The following is a 14,542-nucleotide window of genomic DNA, read 5'->3' on the forward strand; positions in this document are numbered from 1 at the left end:
CGTCGTTCCCATTAAATTTCACTAAACTGTGAACATGAGCGAACACCACATTAAACGGCTGATCCTGATGCGTCATTCCAAGGCGGCCTTCCCGCTGGGTGTGGAAGACCACGAGAGGCCGCTGGCCCAGCGCGGACACACCGAGGCGCCGCTGGCCGGGAAATGGCTGGTGGAGAACGCCGTGGTGCCCGATTTCATCCTGTGTTCCTCAGCCCTGCGGACGCGGCAAACCTGCACCTGGGTGTGCCAGCAGCTGGGGGAGAAGGCGCCCACGCCCAAACTTGAGGATGGCTTGTACGCTGCCGGGCCACGCCAGATCCTGTCCGTGATCAACCATGTTCCGGAGACTGTCACCACGCTCATGGTGATAAGCCACATGCCAGGCGTCCAGGAGGCTGCCCTGCGGCTGGCGTCGCGGGAATCGGACCAGGAGGCGTACATGTACCTGGCCTCGGGGTTTCCCACCAGCGCCTTTGCCGTCTTTGAGCACGGGGGCGACTGGGCAACCCTTGACGGCCAGGACGCGACGCTGCGCAATTTTGTGGTGCCGCGCTAGAGACGCCGGGCCCCCGGGAACACGCAGCTAGACAGCGATCTCCGGCATGAGCGTCTTCAGCGTCCAGGTCTTGTTCCTGGCCACGGCCGCCCAAGCGAACAGCAGGCCCAGTACGAGGTATCCAAGCAGCCCCAGTGAAATGGGCACCAGCGGCGCCAGATCGGCTCCGTAGATGAGGTGTCGCATGCCTTCCACCACGTGGCCCATGGGCAGTATCTGGTGCATGATGTGCAGCGGTTGCGGCGTGGTCTGCCAAGGGAATGTGCCCCCGGAGGACACCAGCTGCAGCACCAGCAGGATCAGCACCACAAATTTCCCAGGCGTTCCCATCAAGGCCACAATGCCCTGGATGAGGGCCGTGAAAGTCAGTGAGGCTAGCAGTAACAGGCCCAGCGTGAGCCACGGATGGCTCGGCTCGAGCCCCAGGCCAAACTTCACGACGGCGTACAACAGGAGGGCCTGGAACGTGGAGACCGTGGCAAACGGCAGCCAGCCGCCCACAGCGATCTTCCACGACGGGGCGTTGGAGGCCAGCGCCCGCAGCGTCAGCGGCCGCATGGCCTGCACCAACATGAACGCACCAATCCACAGGGCAAGCACCAGGAAGAACGGCGCCAGCCCCGAGCCGTAGTTGGGGGCCTGGGCCTGGGAAACCGAGTCGACACGTACCGGGTCGGCGATGACGCCCGCGGCGTTCTCCTTGGTTTTGTCGTTGGGATTGGGCACCGAACCGGCGCCGTTTCGCAGCTGCGTGGACAGCTCCGTGGCCCCGGCGGACAGCTTGCCGGAGCCGTCCTTCAAGTCAGCAGCCCCGGAGTCCAGCTTCGCGGCCCCGGAAGCCAGCGCGTTGGCGCCATCTAGGGCGGTGGTCTGCCCCGTGACAAGCGCCGAGCCACCACCGGAGAGGGCGCCCGCCCCGGCATGGGCCTGCGCAATCGCCGCAGTCAGGGTAGGCGTCGCCGTGGCCAGTTTCGCGGCGCCGTCGGCAACAGAGACGGAACCGGCGGCCAGCTTCTGGATGTCGGCGGCATCCGTGGCCAGCTTTGCCTTCAGCTCGGCCACTGTAGGGCTTGTCGCGGCCCCAGTTAACGAGCTGCGGATCTGGGCCGCCTGCGTGGCGGTGATGGTGCCAGCCGCCACCAGCCCGTCAAGCTTGTCGTTGATGGCCGAGGTGACAGCGCCATCCAGCTGCCCGGCGGTGCCCACGGCGCCCTGCACCTTCTCGTTTAGCGCGGCATTTCCGGCGGCGACGGCGGCCGCACCGTCGGAAAGTTTCTGGGTGTCGGCGGGCAGGGTGGCCGTTTGGCTTTCCAGCAGCCCCAAGCCCTTGTCCAAGGACGAGGAACCGGACAGCAGCGCATTCGCGCCGGTCACCAGTTTCACCTGGCCGGCGGCCAGTGCGTCGGTGCCGGCGAGCAGCTCGGAGGTACCGGATTTCAGGGTTCCCACGCCGGAGTCAAGGGTTGCTGCGCCGTCGGCAAGCTGTTGGGCACCGTCCGCGGCCTGCACCAGCTGGGCGTGGATGGTGCCATAGCCGCTGAGCAGGGCATTGGCAGTTTGCAGCCCCACTTGCTGTGCCACGGCGGCATGGACCTGCGTTGTCACCTTGTCCACGATGGAGGTCAGTAGGTAGTTGTTGGCGTCGTTGGTGGTCACCGTCAACATGGCCTGCTTGGCCGCGTTAAAGTTCTCGGGCGAGGCAAGGTTTGCGGAAAAGTCCTCCGGAATGATCAGCGCAAAGGCAAAGTCACCATTTTTGACTCCCGCGTTTGCCTCCTGCGGCGTATCCACCAGCTGCCAGTCGAACTTCTTCCCCTCCACGAGGTTTGCCGCAACCTCCTTGCCAACAGTGAGTTCCTTGCCGCCCTTGGTTACGGCACCAGCGTCCTGGACCACCACGGCGGCCTTGAGCTGGTCCAGGTTTCCGTACGGATCCCAGTTGGCGTACAGGTAGACGGCACCGTACAGCAACGGCACCATCACCAGGGCGACGATAGTCAGCTTGGGCAGCATCCCGCCTGTCATGCGCTTGAGTTCGGAAAGGGCCAGACGGAAGACGGTCATCGTTGCCCACCCTCGCCGTGGATGCGGTTCTCGGATGTTGCCTCAAGGGGGTCGTCATCCTGAGGTTCCTGAGGGGCGACGCCGGAGGACTGGGTTTCGCCGTCGTCCTGCGTTGCCGCTGGCGTTGCCCACGGCGTGGCCGTTGCATTGCCGGCCAGTGCGGTGGGGCCTGTCCAGCCGTCTGGCAGTCGGCCCACCACGCCCACCACAATCAAAGGTCGCGGCGGGGTGTCGGCAGGCGAATCGGGGTCACGGCCCAGTTGGCCCGCCGCGGCTTGTTCCAGGAGCGGGAGCCAGGCGGAGGGGTCGGCGGTATGCCGGTCGGGGGAGTCGACCACCACCACATCAACATATTGGTTGGCCAGGGTCAGTTCCAGTTGCAGGTGCAGGAGCCGCCCCGGGTCTAGGGCATGAACCCATTGGTCCAGGATGTCCCGGAATCCGTGCTTGACCAGCCAGGCCGTGGGGCGGGTGCGGTCCCGGAACGCCAGGGGGACAAGTGCCAGGTCCTCGGAGACCAGGGAACGGACCGTAAGGTGGTGTTCCGGGGCGTTGACGTCGGGGGAGTCCACAATCGCGCTGCGTTTGCGCAGGGCGCTCATGGCGCCGTCGTGGCCCAGCGCCACGGAGCCGGAGGAGGGCCTCATGCGCCCGGTCAGGGCCAGGGCGAGGGCCGTTCGGCGCTCCTGACCGTCGGCCTGGATGAGGAGCACCTCAGCCTTGCCGGCTTCGACGGTGGTGGCGGGCAGCAGTGTGTGATGGCGGCCATCGATGTGCAACTGGCTGGTGGTGAGCATGCTGGGAGCTCCTTAGGCGGCGGGACGAGCTGCATAAAAATATCAGAACTGACCGGTCGGTGCAAGAAATGCGGCTACCAGTTCTCTTGTCACATTTTCACACAACGCCAGCCAGCCGGCGTGTCAGGCCAGGGCCCGCTGGAGGGCCTCGTCACGGTCGCGGAGGATGCGCACGCTCACCTCGGCGTCCGGGATAAGCCCCTCGGCGCCGTGGTAAACGCCGGCATAGACCTGGAATTCGGTGCTCACGCCGGCGCGCAACAGACGGGCCGCGTAGTCGAAGTTCTCATCCCTGAACAGGTCGAGTTCACCGATCTGGATCAGCGTAGGCGGCAGCCTTGAGAGGTCAGTGGCCCGGGCAGGCGAAGCATATTCGCTGACTCTGTCGGTCCCGTGGGCCGGGCCCAGCAGCCAGGACCAGGCCAGTGTGTTGCGTTCGCGGTTCCATGACGGGATGCCGGAGAACTCAGAGTTCGACGGCGTGTGGTCCCGGTCATCGAGCATGGGGTACGCCAGGTACTGGAAGCTCAAAGCTGGTCCCTTTTCATCGCGGGCGCGCAGTGCCGTGCCTGCGGCAATTCCGCCGCCGGCGCTGGCGCCGCCAATGGCTAGGCGGTGCGGGTCGATGCCCAGCAGACCGGCATTGGCAGCGGTCCACAACAGGCCCTGGTGGGCGTCGTTGATGGCTGCCGGGAAGGGGTGCTCGGGTGCCAGACGGTATTCCAGCGACACAGCAACAAGGCCCAAGGACTTTGCCAGTTTCAGGCAGTACACATCGTCCTCGGCCATGCTGCCGGCCACCATGCCGCCGCCGTGGATCCAGAACAGGCCCGGCAGCGGACCCTTCGCCTTGGCCGGCCGGTAGCTGCGCAGGGGGACGCCCACGTCGGGGCCCGGCGCCACATGGTCGGTGATCGTCACGGCGTCCGTCAGCTCGGCAGGCAGCCCGGGGCGCCGGGCAAGGTTCGCCGCCCGCGTGGCGACAAGCTCTTCCGGCGTGCCCGGAGGGGTACTGCCCACTAGGAAGTCGACGCCGGCTTGCAGTTGCGGGTCCACTCGGTCAAAGAACGTCATGCCGGGTCCTTTTCGGAAACGGGGTGGGCTAGGCGCCCAGGGCGTCCTTGAACCAGCCTGTGATGGTGGCCGGGTGGGTGATGGCGGTGCCCACCACCACGGCGAACGCGCCGGCGTCCAGGGCCGCGCGGGCTTGGGTGGGGGAGTGGATGCGGCCCTCGGCGATCAACGGTTTGCCCAGCTCCGCCGCGGCGATCGCGGCGATGAGCTCCAGGTCCGGGCCGTCGGTCTTGGGGCGTTCGCCCGAGTACCCGGCCAAGGTGGTGCCGATCAGGTCAGCACCGGCGTTGGCCGCGGCAACGGCGTCCTCGAAGGATCCGCAGTCGGCCATGACCAGGGCGTTGGACTGGGCGTGGATGCCGGCGATGGTCTGTGCCAGCGTCAGGCCGTCCGGGCGGGGGCGGCGGGTGCCGTCAATGGCCACAATGTGCGCCCCGGCGCTTGCGCAGGACAGGGCGTGCTGGAGCGTTGGGGTGATGAAGACGCCGTCATGGCCGTCCTTCCACAAACCGATCACGGGGACCTCCACGGCGGCGCGGGCGAACTGGATGTCGGCAATGCCTTGCACCCGGATGGCAGCGGCCCCGCCAATGACGGCCGACGCCGCCACCTGGGCCATGGTGCGCGGGTCGCGCATGGGTTCTCCCGGGTACGCCTGGGCCGATACCACCAGTTGGCCTGCGAGCGAATCGAGATTGGTCAGTTTCAGCGTCAAGGTGACTCCTAGATAAGGGACAAACGAAAGATTTTAGGCGAGGACCAAAGACGCCGCGCCCACCAGGGCGGCAGTGTTCCCGAGTGAGGCCCTGACCACGGGGACGCTCGCGAGGGGTGCCAGCAGTTCTTGGCGCAGGGCGAGGTCCATAGTAGTCCACCAGAGGTGTCCGGCATTGGCCAGACCACCGGAAATGACCACCACGCCGGGGTCAAGGATGTTGATCAACCCGCCCACTGCCTGCCCTGCGGCCTTGGCGCCCACACCTATGGCCGCCAACGCCGCGGCGTCGCCGCCTCCTCGGGCCAGCTCAAAGACTTCCCTGGTGTCCGGCACCGACGGGGAGCCGCCAAAGCGGAGGTAGGATTCGTGGATGGCGGGTCCGGAGGCGATGGCCTCCACGTGACCGGCGTGACCGCACGAGCAGGGGAGGGCGGCGCCGTCGTGGTAAGCGTAGGGGGAGGCGAAGTGGCCCACGTGGCCGCCAACAAAGTGGTGGCCCAGCAGCGGCTGCCCGTCAACCACAAAACTGCCGCCAACCCCGGTGCCGAAGGCGACCATGAGCGAGGTTGCGGTTCCTGCCCCGGCACCCAGCCAGGCCTCGCCGAGGGCGTGGGCGTGCACGTCGTTGACGACGGCGCACGGCAGTCCCAGCCGCTGTGTCAGGCCGGCCGCGAGGTGGGTTCCGGTCCAGCCAAGGATCGCGTCGGTGGCGGAGATGACGGTTCCTTCGGCGGCGTTGATGACACCGGCGGAGCCAACCCCCACGGCATCCACCACGGCGCCCTGCTCTGCGGCACGCTCGATGAGGAAGTGAACTAGGACGGCGGTGGCGTCCAAAATGGCTGCGCCGCCGTCACGGTTCTTCGTGGGGATTTCCCCTTGGACCAGGACCGAGCCGTCCTCGGCCACAACTCCGGCTGCCGTTTTGGTTCCGCCAAGGTCAACGCCAACTACGTACCGCATAAGAGAATCCTTCAAGGTTTAGGTCTGGGCTAAGAGTCCATTGCCCCGTCCGGGCCACGCAGGGCGGGCCGGACGGGGTCAAAGATTCTTAGATCAGGCCCGTGCGCTCAAGGATAACCTTGATGGCTGCGGTCTCGTCCTCATCCAACGCGAGCATCGGGGCGCTCATGACGTTGGTCTTGATGACGCCCATGAGCATCAGCGCGGTCTTGAACGCGCCAAGGCCTGCGGCGTTGCCGGACACGCGGCCGGCCTTCGGGGTGTAGACGATGTTGAAGACGTCGGCAATGCGGTCCTGCTCGGCAGCGGCACCGGCCCAGTCGCCGGCCACGGCCAGGTCGTACAGGCGGCGGTACGCCTTCGGGTCGACGTTGCCCAGGCCCGGCACAACACCCTGCGCGCCACCGAGCAGCGCACCGTCAACAACCACTTCGTGGCCGGTGAAGATGTCAAAGTTCGGGATGTCCTTGGCGGCGATGAGCAGCTGGCGGAAGGAGACGTCGTCGCCCGAGGAGTCCTTCACACCGGCGATGACGCCTTCACGGCCCAGCTCAACGAGCAGGTCGGTGGGCATCTTGAAGTGGGTGCGCACCGGGACGTCGTAGACGAACAGGGGAACGTCCACGGATGCTGCCACAGTGCGGATGTGGCGGCCGGTCTCCTCGGCGTTGCTGATGGCGTAGTACTGGCTGGTGGCTACGATGCCGTCGGCGCCCAGGGAAACCATGCGGCGGGCTTCCTCGACAACACGGTTGGTGGTCTGCTCAACGGCACCCACCAGCAGGGGGACCTGTCCGGCATTGACGCCGGCAATGGTTGTCAAAACGGTGTCGCGCTCGGTGTTGGTCAGGTGGGTGACCTCGCCGGAGGAGCCGTTGACGAACAAGCCGGATACGCCGCCGTCGAGCAGGTGGCGGGTGAGGTTCTCGAGGGAGGGAACGTCAATGGCGCCATCGGCGGTGCGGGGGGTGCAGACGGGCGGGATGACGCCCTGGAAACGGGAAGCGACGGTAGTCACGTAGATTACTCCAAAATTGTGTTGTACGGGTGAAAAATATGGGCCAGCCCGGGAGGGTGTGGGTGGGGATTAGATGTGCAGCAGGGACGGCGCAGCGCCGAGCAGCTTCTTGGTGTAGTCGTTGGTGGGGTGGTCAAAGATCTGCTCGGCGGCGCCCTGTTCAACAATCTCGCCGTAGTACATGACGCAGATGCGGTCCGAGACGTAACGCACCGTCTGGATGTCGTGGCTGATGAACACCATGCCCAGGTTCAGTTCCTTTTTAAGGTCCGAGAGCAGGTTCAGCACCTGGGCGCGGACGGAGACGTCCAGTGCCGAGGTGGGCTCGTCCGCCACGATGATGTCCGGGTCCAGTGCTAGGGCGCGGGCGATCGCCACACGCTGGCGCTGCCCGCCGGAAACTTGCGACGGCGTAACCTCGGCTGCCGACTGCGGCAAGCCGACCAGCGCCAACAGATCGGCGACCTTGGCCAGACGCGATGCTGCGTTGCCGATGCCGTGGATGGTCAGCGGATCAACCAAGATGTCCTGGATGGTCATGCGCGGGTTCAACGCCGTCGAAGGGTCCTGGAAGACCACAGAGACGGAACGGCCAAATTCCTTGCGCATGGCGGCGTTGCGCTTGATGGCGGGCTCGCCGCGGAACAACACCTGCCCGGACGTGGGAGTCTGCAGGCCAACCAGCACAGAGGCCAGTGTGGACTTGCCACACCCGGACTCGCCCACGATGCCCACGGTCTCGCCGCGGCTGATCGAGAAGTTCACGCCGTTGACGGCCTTGACATAGTTCGGCTTGAATAGGCCACCGGAGCGGGTCCGGTGGTGGACGTGCAGGTCCTTGAGCTCGATGACGGGGGTAGTTGAAGAGACGGGCGCTGTGTGCTTGCTCATTATGCGTTTTCCTTATCTGCGCCGGAAACTGCCAGCGCATCTTCGGCCTTGTGGCTGGCCCAGAAATGGTCGCCTGTCACGCCGTCACGGGTGAGCGGAACAAACGCCAGCTTTTGCCCGGCGTCGGCATCCGGGCGCTGTGAACGGCCGGCAAATCTGTCGCCGGTGGCAAACTCGCGAGGTGAGGGAACCGTGCCGGGGATCTGGTGCAGGCGTACGGCGTCGGACTCGATGGAGAGAACAGCACCTAGCAGGCCACGGGTGTATTCGTGGGTGGGGTAGCTGAGCAGCTCCGAAGCCTGTGCCGACTCCACCACCTGGCCGGCGTACATGACAGTGATCTTGTGGGCCAGGGAGGCCACCAAGGCAAGGTCGTGGCTGACGAAGACCATGGCGAAGCCAAGCTGCTCACGCAGCTCGTTCAACAGGTCGACGACCTGCTTTTGTACCGTGACGTCCAAGGCGGTGGTCGGCTCATCGGCCACTACGATCTTCGGTGAACGGGACAGTGCCATGGCGATCAGCACGCGCTGGCGCTGGCCGCCGGAGAGTTCGTGCGGGTAGCTCTTGAGCGTCCGATCCGGATCCAGCTTCACCAGTTCCAATAGTTCACGCGGGGTCTTGCGGCCGTTGCGCTTGGTGAGTTGCAACATCTGATCCTTGATCAGCATGGACGGGTTCAAGGAGCTCAACGCATCCTGGTAGACCATGGAGATCTGCTCGCCGCGCAGGCCCTCGTAGGCCTTGACCGAGCTGTGCTTGATGGCCGGATCCAGCAGTTCCTTGCCATCGAACTTGATGGAGCCGGTGACCTCGGCCGTCTTGGGCAGCAAGCCCATGATGGCAAGGGAAGTGATGGACTTGCCACAACCGGATTCGCCCACCAAACCCATGGTTTCGCCTTCACGTACGGTGAAGGAGACCTTGTCCACGATGGCGGTTTCGCCAAAGCGGCCCGGGAAGCGGATGGAGAGGTTGTTGACCTCCAGGATCACCCGGGCCTCGGGGCCCACACGGGGGAGGCGGTCGGAACGGGAGCGTTCAACAGCCTGCAGCAGGAGCAGTTCCTTGTTCAGGGCCGCGAACGGGTCCTCGATGGCTGCGCGGGCGGCTGCATCAGCCTTGGCGAGCTCAAGAGCGGCGGCGGCTGAACCGTCGTCGTCCTTCACCGGGGCAGCCTTCTTGAAGCGAGGGTTGACCATGGCATCGGTGAGGCCTTCGGCCAGGATGTTCAAGGAAAGCACCGTCAGCAAGATGACCAGGCCGGCGAAGGTTGTGGCCCACCAGCCGCCGGAGAGCACCAGGTTGCGGCCGTAGGAGATGACGTTTCCCCAGCTGGGATTGGGGTCCTGGATGCCGGCGCCCAGGAAGGACAAGGAGGCCTCCAAAATGATGGCGTCGGCAACCATAACGGTGGCAAACACCAGAACGGGGGCAGCAGTGTTGCGCACAATGTGCTTGAGCATGATGTAGGCGCGGCCTGCGCCGATGACCCGCTCGGCGCGGACGTAATCCTCGCCATACTGGGCCAAAACGTTGGCACGTACCACGCGGGCAATCTGCGGGGTGTAGATGATGCCGATGGCAATGATGATGGTGGGTACCGAGTTACCGAAGGCTGTCAGCAGCACCGCGGCAAGGGCAATGCCCGGGAACGCCATGAGGATGTCCATGAGGCGCATGATGACCTCATTGACGGCCTTGGAGGATGTGGCGGCCAGGGAGCCCAAGGTGGCACCGACAATGATGGCCAGGGCCACCGAGCCAAGGCCGATCATCAAGGATGCCTGGGCGCCGTACATCAGGCGGGAGAGAACGTCCCGGCCGATCCTGTCGGTGCCGAACCAGTTGACGGCGTTCGGGGCCTGGGCCGGATCGCCCGTCTCCAGGGGGTCGTGCGGTGCAATCCAGGGGGCCAGGATGGCCACGATGACAATGAAGAGCAGGAAGATCAGGGCCAGTTTGGAGCCCAGGTTCAGGGCTTTGAAGCGTAGGCCCGGAGCGCTGAGCCGTTCGGCAAGTTTGCTTCGCATGACTTAGACCGTCCTGATTCGGGGGTTGATGAGCAGGTAAAGAAGGTCCACGAGGATGTTCACGAGGACGAACGTCACGGCGATGATCAGAACCACGCCCTGGACCAGGTTCGTGTCCGAGTTGGTGATGCCGTTGAGGATCTGCTGACCCATGCCCGGCAGGGAGAAGATCATTTCAATCACGACGGCGCCGCCCAGTAGGTAGCCGATGCGAAGACCCAGCACGGTTACCGGGGTGACAAGTGCGTTGCGCAGCACGTTGCGGGACACCACTGTGAAGTAAGGGACACCGTTGCCGATGGCCGTGCGCACGTAGTCGCGGTCTAGTTCTTCCACCATGGACGTGCGGACAACCCGGATCAGTGAGGCTGAGACCGGAACGGCCAGGGCCAGGGCCGGCAGCGTCATGGAGCTGAGCCAACCGCCAAAGCCTTCAGAAGGATCTGCCAGGCCGCCGGAGGGGAACCAGGAATTCTCGCCCAGGGCAAACCACTGGATAAGCAAGATGCCCAACCAGAAGGACGGCGTGGCGATGGCGGCGATGGAGAACACGCGAATGACCTGGTCAACCCAGGTGTCGCGGTAGAGCGCGGCAAGAACGCCGAAGACAAGGGAAATAACAATGGCAATCAAGACGCCCAAGAACGTCAGCTGCAAGGTTACCGGAAATGCGCTGGCAATAACCTCGGTGATGGGTTTTGCCGGAGGCAAGGTGTTACCAAAGTCACCCCTGATGAGCTTGCCTAAATAAGTGAAATATTGAATGAAGAGGGGTTCGTTGTATCCGTTGGCCTGGCGGTACTGTTCGAGGGCCTCGGGCGAGGCTCCTTCGCCCAGTGCTGACACGGCACGGTCGCCTGGGGCGAACTGCAACACAACGAAGACGAGCAGGGTGACACCCAGGATCATCAACGGCAGTGCTGCGAGCCTGCGCCCAAGCAGTCGCAAAAAGTTTGCCAATGTACTTACTCCGGTTCTAATTGCGGCACGGCTCTGGTGGTGAACGTGTGCCACGTCATAGGAAATGTGGTGTGAGACGGGAGGGGCCGTGGCCTGGAGGCCACAGCCCCTCGGGTCTGTCATGCAAGGAAGAAAATTAAGCTGTTCGGCCTACACCGATGAATGACACGCCCGTGGTGGGCAACGGCGCGAAGCCAACGAGCTTCTTGGAATCCCAGGCGGTGGGCAGCTTGCGGTGGAAGATCGGGTACAACGGCGCCTCTTCGGCGATGATGTCAATGACTTCCTTGTACAGCTTCTTGCCGTCTTCCGGGGAAGCGGCAAGGGCTGAATCCAGCTTGGTCTGAACCTTCTTGTACTCGGCGGATTCGCTCCATGCGAAGCGGTTCTTGGCCCAGGTGTTGCCGCGGTAGAACCAGCTGAGCAGGATGTCAGCGTCGTTGCCGAACACGGAGGGATCACCGGGGGCTGCGACGACGTCGTAGTTCAGGCCACCAACCTTCTCGGGGGCGTAAACTGCGGCGGAAGCCAACGGCTCAAGAGTGGTTTCAACGCCAATGGCGTCCCAGTTCTTCTTGATAACCGGGATGACATCCTTGACCCACGCGGTGTCCGTGCTGGTCAGGGTCAGCTTCAGGTTGGTGACACCGGCGCCGGCGAGCAAGGACTTGGCCTTGGCTGCGTCGAAGGCGTAAACCGTGGAAGCCTTCTGGTAGTTGGAGCTGCCTTCCTGGAAGTAGGAAGTGGCTGCCGTGCCGTTGCCCAGCAGGGCCGTCTTGATGATGGCTTCCTTATCCAGGGCGTAATGCAGGGCCTGGCGGACTTCCTTCTTGTCGAAGGGCGCGCGGGTCAGGTTGAACATGAGGAACATCAGGCCGAAGGACTGGACCGACTCAACGTCAACCTTGGCCTTCAGCGCGTCAACATCCAGGTAGGGGACGTCCTCGATAGCCTGGACGCGACCTGACTGCATGGCGGTGACGCGGGCGCTGGCATCGGAGAGCAAGAACCAGGTCATGTCCTTGGCCAGGGCAGGCTTCGGGCCGTTGTAGTCGTCGTTGCGGGCGAAGACGATCTTGTCGTCCTTGGCTGCGGAAACGAACTTGTATGGACCGGTACCGATCGGCTTGGCGTCGAACGCCTTCTGATCGGCGGAGGCGAGGGCCTTCGGCACAACCTTGACAACGGAGATGCGCGGACCGAATCCGGCGAATGCGGTTTTGAGCTTGAATTCGACGGTCTTGGCGTCAACGACCTTGACGGAGTCGATGAAGAAGATGAACTGGGCGAACAGGGCCTTGTTGGCCGGGTCCAGTACACGCTCGAAGGAGTAGGCGACGTCCTCGGTGGTGACCGGGGTGCCGTCGTGGAACTTGGCCCCATCGCGGATGGTGACCTGGTAGGTCAAGTCGTCGACCTTCTTGGGGTCTGCGGCGGCGAGAGCGTTGTAGGGCTCGCGCGTTGCCGGGTGAAGTTCCACCAGGCCTTCGAAGATGTGCAGGTTGGCGGCCAGCGGGGTGGCGCCGGAGGAGCTCATCGGATCAAAGCCAGTGGACAGTGAGTAGGAGATGCCGGCCTCGATGGAGCCATCCTTGTTGACAGCAGCGGCGCTGGCAGATTCGGAGGTGGACGTCTTGGAGGAGCCGCCGCAAGCGGCCAGGGTTGCGGTGAACGCGGTTGCAGTTCCAAGGACGCCTGCGGCCTTAAGGAACGTGCGCCGTGATGCGTTGCTCAGAGGCAGGTTCTGAAGAGAGTTGCTCATTCGGGTGACTCACCATTTCGTATGTTAGTTATCGGATGTAGGACGTCCGATGCTTATAGGGAAACTGTAATCGTGGTCACAGCGATTGGTCAAGTGTCTAAGGTCTCGTTTTGGCAACAAGCCTTTTGGCGCATATGACGCTGAGTTGCCGGGAGTGGCACGACGCTGTGAATGACGGGTAGATGGGGGGGGAAGGGCCTCATTGCTGTGAGGGATAAAGGCGGCAAGATGCGGCGTGACGGACCGGTGCGCCCGGCGCGATTTTCGGGTCCTATGTGCCATTATGTAGGCAAGTCGTGGGACATCCGATATTCTATGTCATAGGTCACGTCCCGAGCTTTCACTTGTCTTAAGTGAAAGCCGGTAATTTGAGTGCCAAGATAAGGGGAGATCCGTTGTCCACCATCCTAGTGCCGAAGGCGCGTTTCAGTGCTCAGTCGCGTTTACGCGCCCTGCAGGCAGACATTATGGAACTTATTCTGGATCGCGATCTGGACGCGGGTGATCCCATGCCTACCGAGAACGAGCTTTCAGAGGTTCTGGGCGTCGGCCGCAACACCTTGCGTGAATCCCTGAAGGTTCTGCAGGCGCTGGGCGTCATTGAGATCCGCCACGGCTTTGGGATGTTTGTGGCTCCCAGCAACTTCGAGGCACTGGCCGACGGGCTGACCTTTCGCGGCAGGCTGTCCCTGCGCCACGAAGGACTGGAAGCGCTTCAGCTGGTTGACATCCGCCAGGCCCTGGAATCGGGCCTCATTGGCGCCTCCATCGCCAAAGTCACCGATGAGCACCTGATCAGCATCGAGGCGGCGGTGGTCAAGATGGAACGCCAGGCGGCCAAGGGCGAGACCTTCACCGAGGCTGACGCCGAATTCCACCGGCTTCTCTTTGAGCCGCTGAACAATGATCTCCTGATGAACCTCATGAGCGTCTTTTGGAAGGTCTACCGCAAAATTCACCTGGAGATTGGTATTGGCAGTTCCGATCTTCTCGACACCGCAGCCCAGCACCGTGCCATCTACGACGCCGTCGCCGGCAAGGACTCCGCCACCGCCGCGAGCCTGCTCAGCTGCCACTTTGACGGCATCCGGGCCAAGATCATCCAGTTCGTGAGCCCCGTCTAAAGCCTGCGGCGGTTCCCTGGACGACGGCCCAGCGACGGTTGCGCCGTCGTCGTTTGGCCCATGGCGCGAGTTCTCGGCGATACGGTCAACATGACGGTGCGCAAAGTTCGCGCAGGTGGGTATGAAATTGTCACAACCGACACAGGCAAGGTGGAAGGGCGCACCTTTTTGCTGGTGCACGGCGTCGGCATGGGGATCCCATATTTTGCCGAACTGAGCCAGGCCCTGGAATCCCATGGGCGGGTGGTGGCCATCGACCTGCCTGGTTTTGGTGACGCGCCCGAGCCCAAAAATGCGATGATCATGGCGCAAATGGGCAGGGTGCTCATTGACTTTGTGGAAGTCGAGGGGCCGGGCCGGCCGGTCCTGGTGGCTCCAACCTGGAGGTCCGGGGCAACCGCGATCCCGTCTGCCCCCACGGCTGGGTGGAGGAAGTGACTGCGCAGCCCGGCGGCTTGTGCCTGCTGGTTCTGGTGCATAAACGTACGTTGTCCGCTTACCCGTTGTTAGACAACAGCGGGTAAGCGGACAACGTACGTTTATGCGCCGAAACGCTAAGTTAAAGCAAAAAGCGGCCCACCT

The 14,542-nt window shown here is 63.7% G+C and carries 13 protein-coding genes; 3 read left to right on the forward strand and 10 right to left on the reverse strand.

All coding sequences use genetic code 11. From position 1 onward, the window contains the following. The first annotated feature begins 34 nt into the window (after positions 1 to 34). Entirely contained in the window at positions 35 to 556 is a 522-nt protein-coding gene (locus AOC05_RS18320; protein WP_062009059.1) for a SixA phosphatase family protein, read from the forward strand. Between the two features lie 27 nt (positions 557 to 583). Here AOC05_RS18320 and AOC05_RS18325 read toward each other — a convergent pair whose 3' ends face one another. The 10 genes from AOC05_RS18325 to AOC05_RS18370 form a co-directional block, all read right to left on the reverse strand. Beyond that, entirely contained in the window at positions 584 to 2,620 is a 2,037-nt protein-coding gene (locus AOC05_RS18325) for a YhgE/Pip family protein (RefSeq protein WP_062009062.1), read from the reverse strand. Beyond that, a complete protein-coding gene (locus AOC05_RS18330; protein ID WP_062009064.1) occupies positions 2,617 to 3,417 on the reverse strand; it encodes a hypothetical protein in 801 nt (266 codons plus the stop codon). Before AOC05_RS18330 ends, AOC05_RS18325 begins: the two co-directional genes overlap by 4 nt. A gap of 123 nt (positions 3,418 to 3,540) precedes the next feature. Then, positions 3,541 to 4,491, reverse strand: coding sequence for an alpha/beta hydrolase (locus tag AOC05_RS18335; protein WP_062009066.1), 951 nt, complete (start codon positions 4,489 to 4,491; stop codon positions 3,541 to 3,543). Positions 4,492 to 4,519: 28 nt separating this feature from the next. Continuing rightward, positions 4,520 to 5,206, reverse strand: coding sequence for an N-acetylmannosamine-6-phosphate 2-epimerase (locus AOC05_RS18340; RefSeq protein ID WP_062009068.1), 687 nt, complete (start codon positions 5,204 to 5,206; stop codon positions 4,520 to 4,522). Between the two features lie 33 nt (positions 5,207 to 5,239). Then, on the reverse strand, positions 5,240 to 6,172 hold the full coding sequence (locus AOC05_RS18345; RefSeq protein WP_062009070.1) for an ROK family protein: 933 nt from the start codon (positions 6,170 to 6,172) through the stop codon (positions 5,240 to 5,242). 88 nt (positions 6,173 to 6,260) lie between these two features. Beyond that, entirely contained in the window at positions 6,261 to 7,190 is a 930-nt protein-coding gene (locus tag AOC05_RS18350) for a dihydrodipicolinate synthase family protein (protein WP_062009073.1), read from the reverse strand. Between the two features lie 69 nt (positions 7,191 to 7,259). Beyond that, positions 7,260 to 8,081, reverse strand: coding sequence for an ATP-binding cassette domain-containing protein (locus tag AOC05_RS18355; RefSeq protein ID WP_062009075.1), 822 nt, complete (start codon positions 8,079 to 8,081; stop codon positions 7,260 to 7,262). Continuing rightward, positions 8,081 to 10,114 (reverse strand): dipeptide/oligopeptide/nickel ABC transporter permease/ATP-binding protein, encoded by a 2,034-nt coding sequence (locus tag AOC05_RS18360; RefSeq protein ID WP_062009077.1) that lies wholly within the window; start codon positions 10,112 to 10,114, stop codon positions 8,081 to 8,083. The genes AOC05_RS18355 and AOC05_RS18360 overlap by 1 nt, the downstream gene beginning before the upstream one ends. 3 nt (positions 10,115 to 10,117) lie before the next feature. Next, positions 10,118 to 11,023 (reverse strand): ABC transporter permease, encoded by a 906-nt coding sequence (locus AOC05_RS18365; RefSeq protein ID WP_062010028.1) that lies wholly within the window; start codon positions 11,021 to 11,023, stop codon positions 10,118 to 10,120. 187 nt (positions 11,024 to 11,210) lie between these two features. Then, positions 11,211 to 12,836, reverse strand: coding sequence for an ABC transporter substrate-binding protein (locus AOC05_RS18370; RefSeq protein ID WP_062009079.1), 1,626 nt, complete (start codon positions 12,834 to 12,836; stop codon positions 11,211 to 11,213). Between the two features lie 467 nt (positions 12,837 to 13,303). Here AOC05_RS18370 and AOC05_RS18375 point away from each other — a divergent pair, with 467 nt between their 5' ends. Continuing rightward, positions 13,304 to 13,960 (forward strand): FadR/GntR family transcriptional regulator, encoded by a 657-nt coding sequence (locus AOC05_RS18375; protein WP_082358075.1) that lies wholly within the window; start codon positions 13,304 to 13,306, stop codon positions 13,958 to 13,960. Positions 13,961 to 14,020: 60 nt separating this feature from the next. Beyond that, positions 14,021 to 14,398, forward strand: a complete 378-nt coding sequence (locus tag AOC05_RS18380; protein ID WP_154604873.1) for an alpha/beta fold hydrolase — start codon at positions 14,021 to 14,023, stop codon at positions 14,396 to 14,398. Positions 14,399 to 14,542: the final 144 nt, after the last annotated feature.

The sequence above is a fragment of the Arthrobacter alpinus genome (assembly GCF_001294625.1).
GTDB lineage: Bacteria > Actinomycetota > Actinomycetes > Actinomycetales > Micrococcaceae > Specibacter > Specibacter alpinus_A.

What these genes read in the sequence shown, in the direction of transcription:
- AOC05_RS18320 (WP_062009059.1), top strand. Translation starts at nt 35, where the DNA reads ATGAGCGAACACCACATTAAACGGCTGATCCTGATGCGTCATTCCAAG.
- AOC05_RS18325 (WP_062009062.1), bottom strand. Translation starts at nt 2,620, where the DNA reads ATGACCGTCTTCCGTCTGGCCCTTTCCGAACTCAAGCGCATGACAGGC.
- AOC05_RS18330 (WP_062009064.1), bottom strand. Translation starts at nt 3,417, where the DNA reads ATGCTCACCACCAGCCAGTTGCACATCGATGGCCGCCATCACACACTG.
- AOC05_RS18335 (WP_062009066.1), bottom strand. Translation starts at nt 4,491, where the DNA reads ATGACGTTCTTTGACCGAGTGGACCCGCAACTGCAAGCCGGCGTCGAC.
- AOC05_RS18345 (WP_062009070.1), bottom strand. Translation starts at nt 6,172, where the DNA reads ATGCGGTACGTAGTTGGCGTTGACCTTGGCGGAACCAAAACGGCAGCC.
- AOC05_RS18355 (WP_062009075.1), bottom strand. Translation starts at nt 8,081, where the DNA reads ATGAGCAAGCACACAGCGCCCGTCTCTTCAACTACCCCCGTCATCGAG.
- AOC05_RS18360 (WP_062009077.1), bottom strand. Translation starts at nt 10,114, where the DNA reads ATGCGAAGCAAACTTGCCGAACGGCTCAGCGCTCCGGGCCTACGCTTC.
- AOC05_RS18365 (WP_062010028.1), bottom strand. Translation starts at nt 11,023, where the DNA reads ATGATCCTGGGTGTCACCCTGCTCGTCTTCGTTGTGTTGCAGTTCGCC.
- AOC05_RS18370 (WP_062009079.1), bottom strand. Translation starts at nt 12,836, where the DNA reads ATGAGCAACTCTCTTCAGAACCTGCCTCTGAGCAACGCATCACGGCGC.
- AOC05_RS18375 (WP_082358075.1), top strand. Translation starts at nt 13,304, where the DNA reads ATGGAACTTATTCTGGATCGCGATCTGGACGCGGGTGATCCCATGCCT.
- AOC05_RS18380 (WP_154604873.1), top strand. Translation starts at nt 14,021, where the DNA reads ATGGCGCGAGTTCTCGGCGATACGGTCAACATGACGGTGCGCAAAGTT.